The 9,336-nt window shown below is 67.0% G+C and carries 7 protein-coding genes; 3 read left to right on the plus strand and 4 right to left on the minus strand.

Going from position 1 to position 9,336, the window contains the following annotated elements; all coding sequences use genetic code 11:
- Nucleotides 1–430, plus strand: a 430-nt coding sequence (locus HMPREF3115_RS00840) for an ADP-dependent NAD(P)H-hydrate dehydratase (protein WP_141751611.1), incomplete at its 5' end; no start/stop codon positions are given.
- A gap of 109 nt (nt 431–539) precedes the next feature.
- Nucleotides 540–2,162 carry a glucose-6-phosphate isomerase gene (gene pgi, locus HMPREF3115_RS00845; protein ID WP_070553207.1) on the plus strand — a complete coding sequence of 541 codons (1,623 nt, stop codon included), beginning with the start codon at nt 540–542 and terminating at the stop codon, nt 2,160–2,162.
- Nucleotides 2,163–2,249: 87 nt separating this feature from the next.
- On the opposite strand, the gene HMPREF3115_RS00850 is transcribed toward pgi, so the two are convergent.
- Entirely contained in the window at nt 2,250–2,951 is a 702-nt protein-coding gene (locus HMPREF3115_RS00850) for an ABC transporter ATP-binding protein (RefSeq protein WP_006408398.1), read from the minus strand.
- Between HMPREF3115_RS00850 and HMPREF3115_RS00855 the strand changes: the two genes are divergently transcribed.
- Complete coding sequence (locus tag HMPREF3115_RS00855; RefSeq protein WP_070553209.1) at nt 2,950–3,630, plus strand: arylesterase; 681 nt, start codon at nt 2,950–2,952, stop codon at nt 3,628–3,630. The two genes, HMPREF3115_RS00850 and HMPREF3115_RS00855, sit on opposite strands and share 2 nt — an antisense overlap.
- Before the next feature lie 132 nt (nt 3,631–3,762).
- Here the strand turns inward: HMPREF3115_RS00855 and HMPREF3115_RS00860 are convergent, their stop codons facing one another.
- The 3 genes from HMPREF3115_RS00860 to HMPREF3115_RS00870 all read right to left on the minus strand — a co-directional run bounded on the left by HMPREF3115_RS00860 (nt 3,763) and on the right by HMPREF3115_RS00870 (nt 8,623).
- Nucleotides 3,763–5,697 carry a SurA N-terminal domain-containing protein gene (locus tag HMPREF3115_RS00860; protein WP_069220167.1) on the minus strand — a complete coding sequence of 645 codons (1,935 nt, stop codon included), beginning with the start codon at nt 5,695–5,697 and terminating at the stop codon, nt 3,763–3,765.
- 248 nt (nt 5,698–5,945) lie between these two features.
- Nucleotides 5,946–7,292, minus strand: coding sequence for an MFS transporter (locus HMPREF3115_RS00865; RefSeq protein ID WP_070553210.1), 1,347 nt, complete (start codon nt 7,290–7,292; stop codon nt 5,946–5,948).
- A gap of 197 nt (nt 7,293–7,489) precedes the next feature.
- Entirely contained in the window at nt 7,490–8,623 is a 1,134-nt protein-coding gene (locus HMPREF3115_RS00870; protein ID WP_070553212.1) for a porin, read from the minus strand.
- Nucleotides 8,624–9,336: the final 713 nt, after the last annotated feature.

The following is a 9,336-nucleotide window of genomic DNA, read 5'->3' on the forward strand; positions in this document are numbered from 1 at the left end:
GTGCGTGCTGACGCCGCATCCGCTCGAAGCGGCGCGGCTGCTCGGCAGCGACACGCGCGCGGTGCAGCGCGACCGCCTCGCGGCCGCACAGGCGCTTGCCGCGCGCTACGCGAGCATCGTCGTGCTGAAAGGCGCGGGCACGGTCATCGCCGCGCCCGACGGCCGGCTCGCGGTGAATCCGACCGGCAATGCGGCGCTCGCGACGGGCGGCACGGGCGACGTGCTCGGCGGCCTGATCGGCGCGCTGCTGGCGCAGCGCGTCGCGCCGTACGAAGCGGCGCTCGCCGGCGTCTACCTGCACGGGCTCGCCGCCGACACGCTGACCGCGGCCGGCACCGGGCCGGTGGGCCTGACTGCCGGCGAGCTGGCGCCGACGGTGCGCACGCTGATCAATCGCCTTTTTCGTTCGTCGCCGCGCGCCGACGCATAACGCCGCTATACTGACTGCCCCGCCGCACGGCGGGCCCTCGTCCGCCGGCCGTCCGATCCCGACGCGCCGGCGCGGCATTCCTCCCGATTCACGCTTCACACGAACCGCCATGACGCTGAATTCGCTCCCCGCCTGGACTGCCCTTCAATCCCACTTCGAACAGATCCGTCACGCGCGTCTGCGCGACTGGTTTGCGCCGCAGAACGACCCCGCGCCGACGCGCGCCGAGCGCTTCACGTTCTCGGGCGGCGGTCTCGCGGCCGACTTCTCGAAGAACCGCATCACCGACGAAACGCTGCGCCTGCTCGTGCAGCTCGCGCGCGAAGCGCGCGTCGAAGCGCGTCGCGACGCGATGTTCGCCGGCGAGATCGTGAACCCGACCGAAGGCCGCGCGGCGCTGCACACCGCGCTGCGCGCGACCGATCCGCACGCGCCCTTCCATGCGCAGGTGAGCGCGGAGCGCGCGAAGATGGCGACGTTCGCGCGCGCGGTGCGCAGCGGCACGTGGACGGGCCACACGGGCAAGCGGATCCGCCACGTGATCAACATCGGCATCGGCGGTTCCGACCTCGGGCCGAAAATGGTCACGCACGCGCTGCGCCACGTCGCGACGCGCGACATCTCGATGCATTTCGTGTCGAACGTCGACGGCGCCGATCTCGCGCGCGTGCTCGAGCAGGTCGAGCCGGAAGAAACGCTCGCGATCGTCGTGTCGAAGACGTTCACGACGCTCGAGACGATGACGAACGCGCGCTCGCTGCGCGACTGGTTCGTCGCGAAGGGCTGCCCCGAGGATGCGCTCGCGAAGCACTTCGTCGGCGTTTCGGCGAATCCGGCCGAGGTCGTGAAATTCGGGATCGCCGCCGACAACGTGTTCGAAATGTGGGACTGGGTCGGCGGCCGCTACTCGCTGTGGTCGGCGGTCGGCCTGTCGATCATGATCGCGATCGGCCCCGAGCAGTTCGACGAACTGCTCGCCGGCGCGAACGACATGGACCGCCATTTCCGCGAAGCGCCGCTCGAACGCAACCTGCCGGTGCTGCTCGGCTTGATCGGCATCTGGTATCGGAACTTCTTCGGCTCGCAGAGCTATCTCGTCGCGCCGTATTCGGAAGCGCTGCACTATCTGCCGTCGTATCTGCAGCAGCTCGAGATGGAAAGCAACGGCAAGTCGGCGCGCCTCGACGGCCGCTTCGTCGACTATCCGACCGCCGCCGTCACGTGGGGCGAACCGGGCACGAACGGTCAGCACGCGTTCTTCCAGATGCTGCATCAGGGGCCGACGATCGTACCGATCGACTTCATCGCGGTGCTGACGCCCGAGCATCCGCTTGCAAGTCACCATCCGAAGCTGCTCGCGAACTGCTTCGCGCAGAGCGAGGCGCTGATGCTCGGCCGCACGCTCGAGGAAGCGCGCAAGGTCGCCGGCCCCGGCAAGGAAGATCTCGCGCCGCACCTGACCTTCCCCGGCAACCGCCCGACGACGACGCTGCTCGTCGACGCGCTGACGCCGCGCGCGCTCGGCGCGCTGATCGCGCTCTACGAGCACAAGGTGCTCGTGCAGGCGACCGTGTGGGACATCAATCCGTTCGATCAGTGGGGCGTCGAGCTCGGCAAGATTCTCGGCAAGGTCGTCGAGGCCGATCTGGCGGCCGACGCGGTCGATACCGCGAAGCACGACTCGTCGACGACCGCGCTGATCGCGCGCGCACGCGCGGCGCTCAAGCGCTGACGCACGCCGCCGCGGCCGCGTGCGGACGGCGACCGAGCCGTCGCGCGCTGCGCCGCGTCATGCGGCGCCATGCGGCGTTATGGCGCCTTATGCCGCGTGCGACGCGACGATGCGCCCGGCATCGAGCGTGACTGTCGTCGCACAGCGGCGCGCCAGCTCGGGATCGTGCGTGACGAGCACGAGCGTCGCGCCGTGCGTGCGGTTCAGTTCGAACATGAGGTCGATCACTGCGTGGCCGGTCGCCGCGTCGAGACTGCCGGTCGGCTCGTCCGCGAACAGGATGGCCGGGCGCGTGACGAAGGCGCGCGCGAGCGCGACGCGCTGCTGCTCGCCGCCCGACAGCAGTTTCGGATAATGCGCGGTCCGCTCGGCGAGGCCGACCTGCGCGAGCAGCGCCCGTGCGCGCTCCGCCGCGTCGCGCGTGCCGATCCCGCCTTGCAGTTCGAGCGGCAGCATCACGTTTTCGAGCGCAGTCAGATGCGGCATCAGCTGGAACGACTGGAACACGAAGCCGACCGAGCCGTTGCGCAATGCGGCGCGCGCGTCCTCGTCGAGTTGGTCGAGTGCGCGGCCGAGCAGCCGAACCGTGCCGCTCGTTGCGCTGTCCAATCCCGCAAGCAGGCCGAGCAGCGTCGATTTGCCCGACCCCGACGCACCGACGATCGCGAGGCTGCTGCCGGGCCGCACGGCGAGCGAGATGCCGTCGAGGATCGTCAGCTCGCCCGTCGCGTCGGCGACCCGCTTGCACACGTCATGCACTTCGATGATCGGATCGGTAATCTTGAACATGGACAGGACACTTCGCTGGAAAAGACGCGCGGCGCTCGTCGCGCTGCTGGGCGGCACGCTGGCCGCGACGGGATTCGCTCGCGCCGCCGCAACGCCGGCCGCGACCTCGACCACGGGACAGCCGGTGATCGCCGTACTCGGCGACAGCCTCTCGGCCGAATACGGGCTGCCGCGCGACACGGGCTGGGTCGCGCTGCTGCAGCAACGGCTCGCGACGGAGCGAATCGATTATAGCGTCGCGAATGCGAGCGTCAGCGGCGACACCACGAGCGGCGGCCGTGCACGGCTGCCGGCCGTGCTGCAGCGGCTCAAGCCCTCGATCGTCGTCGTCGAGCTCGGCGCGAACGACGCACTGCGCGGCGTGCCGCTCGCGACGACCGAGCGCAATCTGCGCGACATCGTCGCCGATGCGCGGCGCGCGCACGCCAAAGTCGTGCTGGTCGGCATGTACGTGCCGTCGAATTACGGCCCCGACTACACGCAGAAGTTCCATGCGATCTATACGCGGCTGTCGAAGGAACTCGACGTGCCGCTCGTCCCATTCCTGCTTGCCGGCATCGAGAACAAGCCCGACATGTTCCAGTCCGACCAGATCCATCCGACGCAGCAGGCGCAGCGCGTGCTGCTCGACAACGTGTGGCCGACGCTGAAGCCGCTGCTCGGCAAGCCGCGCGGCTGAAGCGTTCGCCCCAATGAAAAATCCCTGCCGGCGCAATGCCGGACAGGGATCGGAATGCAGCTCGCGCCGCGCTGCCGCCGGGCGGCGCACGACGCGCATCAGGTTGCGCGCGAAACGACGCTCAGTCGGCGCTCAGTCGTCGTTGCCCTGCGACTGGCTCGCGGTCGAACCGTACAGCTTGACCTTCGAGCGATCGCGCAGCGCGGTGAGATACGCTTCGCCTTCGCTCTGCGCCTCGACCTGCGCCATCTGCTGCTGCGCGGCCGCCAGCTGCTGCGGATCGACGGCCGAACCGGGGATCACCGCGTTCACGCGATAGATCGCATAGCCGTCCGCACCGAGATCGACGCCGACATAGGCGGGCAGTGTCTTGGGATCGACTTTGTAGACGGCACTCAGCGCGGCCGGGCTCAGGCCCTGCGATTGCGTGCGCGAGATCTTCTGCGCGGCCGCGAAGCCTTCGGTCGACTTCGACTTCTGCAGTTCCGCGAGCTTCGCCGCGCCGTCCTTCTTCGCGAGTTCGGCAGCCTGCTCGGCGACGACCTTCTGGCGCACGGCGTCCTTGATCGCGTCGAGTGCGGGCACGGCGGCCGGCTTGTAGTCGGTCACGCGCGCCGAGATCAGCGTGTTGTTGCCGACATCGATCGCCTGCGTGTTGTTGTGCGCCTTCACCGAGTCGTTCGCGAACACCGCCGCGAGGAACTTCGCGTTGTTCAGCGGGCTCGTGGCCGGCAGTTGCGGATTCGGCGTCGGCGTGACGGTCGCCGTCTGGATCGTCAGCTTGTACTTGTCGGCGGCCGGCTGCAGGCTCTTCGCCTTCTCGTAGACGGTCGACGTGAAGCCTTCCGCGTTGTCCGAGAATGCCTTCGCCGCGTATTGCTGCTTCAGGGTCGCGGCGATTTCGTCCTTCACTTCCGCGAACGGCTTGACGATCGACGGCTTCACGTCGGTCGCCTTCAGGATGTGGAAGCCGAGATCGGACTGCACGACGCCGCTGATCTCGCCTTGCTTCAGCGCGAACGCCGCGTCGTCGAATGCCTTGCCGCCCGCGGTCGAGCCGCGCGTGATGAAGCCGAGATCGCCGCCCTTCGCCGCCGACGGCGCGTCCTGCGAGTTCTTCTCGGCGATCTGCGCGAACTGGTCCGGGTGCGCCTTCACGTCGGCGAGCAGTTGCTCGGCCTTCGCCTTCGCGGCCGCCTTGTCCGCGGCGCTCGCGTCGCTCGCCGCCGCGATGAAGATGTGGCTCACGCGAACCTGCGCTTCGGTGCGGAAGTGCGTCGGGTTGTCGTCGTAGAACTTCTTGATGTCCGCGTCGGTCGGCTGCGCGCTCGCGGCGGCCGCGGCCGGCGAATAGACGAGATACTCGATCGTCGCCGTCTCGGGCGTCGCGAACTGCTGCTTGTGCGCGTCGTAGTACGCGGCGAGCTGTGCGTCGGTCGGCTGGACCTTCGACGCATAGTCGCTCGTCTTCAGCACGAGCGCCTGCACTTCACGCTGCTGCGCGGCGAGCTCCGACAGCCGCTGCGCGAGGCTCTTCGGCGTAAATGCGCTCGACACGATGCTTGCCGGAATCTGCTGCAGCGCGAGGCTGTAGCGCACGCGCTCCTGATACTGCTCGGGCGTCATGCCCTGGAACGACATCAGCTGCGCATAGCGTTCGACGTCGATCGAGCCGTCGGGCTTCTTCAGCGACGCGATCATCGGGTCGCTCAGCAGCGCTTCGCGCACGGCGTTATCCGAGGCCGTCAGATGCAGACGCTGCGTTTCATCGGCGAGCACGCGCTGCTGGATCAGGCCGTCGAGCACCTGCTTGCGGTGGTCCGGCGTATCGAACGCCTTGATGTCGAACTGAGCGCCGAGCGCCTGACGCGCCTGGTCGATCTGCTGACGAAACGCGCCGTCGAATTCGACGCGCGTGATCTTGTGCCCGTTGACCGCCGCGACGTTCGCGCTTTCGTCGAAGAAGCCGCGGAAACCTTGGATCCCGACGAAACCCAGCCCCGGCAATACGATCAGGAGCAGGAGCGCCATCATCAGGCGCTGGTGATTACGGAAGAAATCGAGCATGCGTGACGGGGTGTATTGGACAAAACGCCCGATATTACAACAGTGGGCGGGAAAAAAGGCGAACCGGCAGGACAGCGCGCCGCCGCGGGGCGCCGCCGGATCGTCCCGGCGCACGGTCCGCGCGCCGCAATCTGCCCGCTGCGGGCAGGCTCGCCGCGATATGTCCCTTGTCCCAAGTACGGCGAAAACGCCGCGCGGGCGGGCCGCCGCCGCGACGCATCGCCGCGCGGCCCCGCCCGACCACCGCCTTACGCGACGTCGGCCTGCGCCGCTTCGACGCTTCGTTGCGCATGCACCGGCTCGAGCGGGCGCATCAGGCCGACGGCGACCATCGCGATCAGCCCCGGCACGGCGATGGCCAGGAAGTTCTGCTGAAGCGGCAGCGCCTGACTGACCAGCAAGCCGATCACGATCGGCGCCAGAATGGCGCCGCTGCGCCCGACGCCGGAAGCCCAGCCGATCCCGGTCGATTTGGCGGCCATCGGGTAGAACTGCCCGGCGAACGCATAGGTGACGATCTGCGTGCCGATCGTCGATGCGCCGGCGAGGCCGACCAGCACGAACAGCACGGGCTCGGGCACCTTCACGCCGAGCAGGCCGATCGACACGGCCGCGAGCCCATACATCGCGACCAGCACGTGCTTCATGTTGAAGCGGTCGGCCAGCCAGCCGCCGCCGATCGCGCCGATCATCGCGCCGAAATTCAGCACGAGCACGAACGTCAATGCCGAGCCGAGGCTGTAGCCCGCGCCGGCCATCAGCTTCGTCAGCCACGAACTCAGCGCATAGACCATGAACAGGCACATGAAAAAGGCGACCCACAGCATCACGGTGCTGAAGCCGCGTCCATCGGCAAACAGGCTGCGAATGCCCGGCGCGTCGCCCTTCTCCTGGCCCGAGATCGAAAAGCTGTCGCCCTGTTGCGGCCGATACCCAGGCTCGATGCGCGACAGCACGCGCCCGACGGTATCGGTGCGCCCCTTGCGGATCAGAAAACTCATCGATTCGGGCATGTACGCGACAATCGCGGGCACGAGCAGCACCGGCAAACCCGCCGCGATAAACACCGACTGCCAGCCGTAACGGGCGATCATCGCCTTGCCGACCAGCGCGGCCAGCATGCCGCCCACCGAGTAGCCGCTGAACATCAGCGTGACCAGCGTGCTGCGGATGCGGCGCGGCGAGAATTCGCTCATCTGCGCGACGACGTTGGGCATCACGCCGCCGATGCCGAGGCCGGCGAGAAAACGCGCGATGCAGAACGTGACCGGCTCGTGAGCGACGCCCGCCGCCGCGGTAAAAATACTGAACAGCAGAATGCAGATGACGATCGCACGCACGCGGCCGATGCGATCGGCGATCGTGCCGAGAAACACGGCGCCCAGCATCATGCCGAACAGCGCCGAGCTGACCATCAAGCCGGCGCCGGTCGGACCGACCTTCATCTCGGCCATGATCGACGGCAGCGCGATGCCGACCACCGCGAGGTCATAGCCGTCGAAAATGATGATCAGCGCGCACCAGAACAGGATGCCGGCATGAAACCGGCCAAACCGCGCGCCGTCGGACAATTGGCATACGTCGATATTTCGCATTCGGGTCTCCATTTAAACCTGAGGTTCTCGTGCCGAATGCGACGATCCGGCACGCGTCCAGTTGTATTGCTTGTTTTTGTGTGGCCCCGTCGCGCTCGCGTGGGGCTGTGCCGGCTTTGCCGGATTGCTGTGTCGCTGCTGTCGATGCACACGGGCTGCCCGGCAGAACGCGAGCCCGCGCACGTTCTGCGCCGCGTTCAGAACATGTGCCGGATGCCCGCCATCACGCCGAGTTGACCGACGCCTGCGGCGGGCGTCGTGCCGCCGCCGCCGGAACTCAGGCTGTAACGGGCGTGGGCGCTATTCCACAGATATGAACCCTGCAGATAGGCGGCCGTGGCCTTCGACAGGAAATACGTTCCGCGCAGCGTCGTCATCGTCGCTCGCGTGTTCTGCTCGCGATTGACGATGCGGAACGCTTCGCCGTCGAGCACCGCCGCAGGCGTCACCTGATACGCAACGCCGACGAAGAACAGGTCCGAGCGCACATCGGGCACCGACGGCGACACGGTCTCGACGTGACGTCCGACCCAGCCGGCGCCGAGTTTTACCGGGCCGATATTTCCGTATCCGCTGACCTGCATGCGGATGTCCTTGTCGCCCTCGCTGGTCAGTGCCAGCGGCGCCACGCCGTTGAAAAAGTTCGCGGCCGCGCCCGCGCCGCCGCGCTGTTCGTCGTAGGCAGCCGACACGCCGAACGTCTGCGTGTCGTACTTGATCATCGCGCTCCACTGGCGGCACTGCGTGAAATGCCCCGCCACCGAACCCGCGCAGGTGCCCTGCCCCGGCGAATTGCCGGTGCCGGCGGAATCCCGGCCGAACGAGTACATCGCGCCGAGCGTCAAGCCTCGAAACGTGCCCATGTACGCGATCGCGTTGTCGCTGCGGGCGTTCGGAATATACGCGTCGAGCGACGCGCTGCCGTAGATGTCCGGGCCGAGGATGTCCGAGTCCGTCAGCCCCCAGAACGTCATCGAGTACTGACGTCCGAAAGACAGCTTGCCCCACGGCCCTTGCAGCCCGACCCACGCCTGACGGCCGAACAGTCTGCCGCCCTGACCGAGATCGCCGCCGCGCGGATTGAAGCCGCTTTCGAGCTGAAACACCGTCTTCAAGCCGCCGCCGAGATCCTCGCTGCCGCGCAGCCCCCACCGCGACGGCACCTCGCCGGTGATGCCCGGCATGCGGACCAGTCTGTCGCCTGCCGCATTCGCATGCGTCACATACTCGATGCCCGTATCGATGACGCCGTATAACGTCACACTGCTTTGGGCGAACGCGGGCACGCTCAGCATGCCCAGCCCACCGACCACCCACTTCGCAAGCTTCATCGGTCTCCACTCCATGTTGAATTATTCTGATTCTTCGGACATCGCTTATATATAAAAAGCATCCCTAATCATTGTCCGCATGATTGCGTCTGGACTTGCTTCGTTCGGCCGGTTTTCCGGCACGACGACGCAATGCGGGATGTCATGCACGGCCGAACAGCCTCGCCCGCGCACGACCCATCGAAAGTTAAAGTAAAGCGAAGCAAGCGTCCAATACCGACGCGATCTGCATTCATACCTGGCAGGCATCGGTGTACGGGCCGATTGTCGTATACCCGGATGGTGATTGAGGCACGCAGCTTGGGGTCAACGGCCTTCGTCGGCAGCCTGTCGTGCGGCTGGAACCGTATCGCGGATGCTCTCGATGATTACTTCGGCGTACCGAATATAAATACCGCGGCAATGCGTACTGCGATTACGTTCGTCGACCCGCGTTGCGCATCGGCAACCGGAAGCACAAACGAAGAAGCCCGCACGAGGCGGGCTTCTTCGTTTGTTTGGCAAAGCGGACGGGACTCGCCTACATCCTGCAGGCCGCGGATGCGCGTGCACGCGCATCCCTTCGAGTCCCGCCGGAAGCCGCGCAGGCGGCTTCCTCCCCTCCGCAGTCACGCGCCCGCAAGCGGGCGCAACCCGACAGCACAAATGAAAAAGCCCGCGCAAGGCGGGCTTCTTCATTTGTTTGGCGGAGCGGACGGGACTCGAACCCGCGA

The sequence above is a fragment of the Burkholderia sp. HMSC10F09 genome (assembly GCF_001806955.1).
Taxonomy (GTDB): Bacteria; Pseudomonadota; Gammaproteobacteria; order Burkholderiales; family Burkholderiaceae; genus Burkholderia; species Burkholderia multivorans.

Bases quoted from the DNA above. Each gene is read 5' to 3' on its own strand.
- HMPREF3115_RS00855 (WP_070553209.1), top strand. From the start codon at position 2,950: ATGGACAGGACACTTCGCTGGAAAAGACGCGCGGCGCTCGTCGCGCTG.
- HMPREF3115_RS00865 (WP_070553210.1), bottom strand. From the start codon at position 7,292: ATGCGAAATATCGACGTATGCCAATTGTCCGACGGCGCGCGGTTTGGC.
- pgi (WP_070553207.1), top strand. From the start codon at position 540: ATGACGCTGAATTCGCTCCCCGCCTGGACTGCCCTTCAATCCCACTTC.
- HMPREF3115_RS00870 (WP_070553212.1), bottom strand. From the start codon at position 8,623: ATGAAGCTTGCGAAGTGGGTGGTCGGTGGGCTGGGCATGCTGAGCGTG.
- HMPREF3115_RS00860 (WP_069220167.1), bottom strand. From the start codon at position 5,697: ATGCTCGATTTCTTCCGTAATCACCAGCGCCTGATGATGGCGCTCCTG.
- HMPREF3115_RS00850 (WP_006408398.1), bottom strand. From the start codon at position 2,951: ATGTTCAAGATTACCGATCCGATCATCGAAGTGCATGACGTGTGCAAG.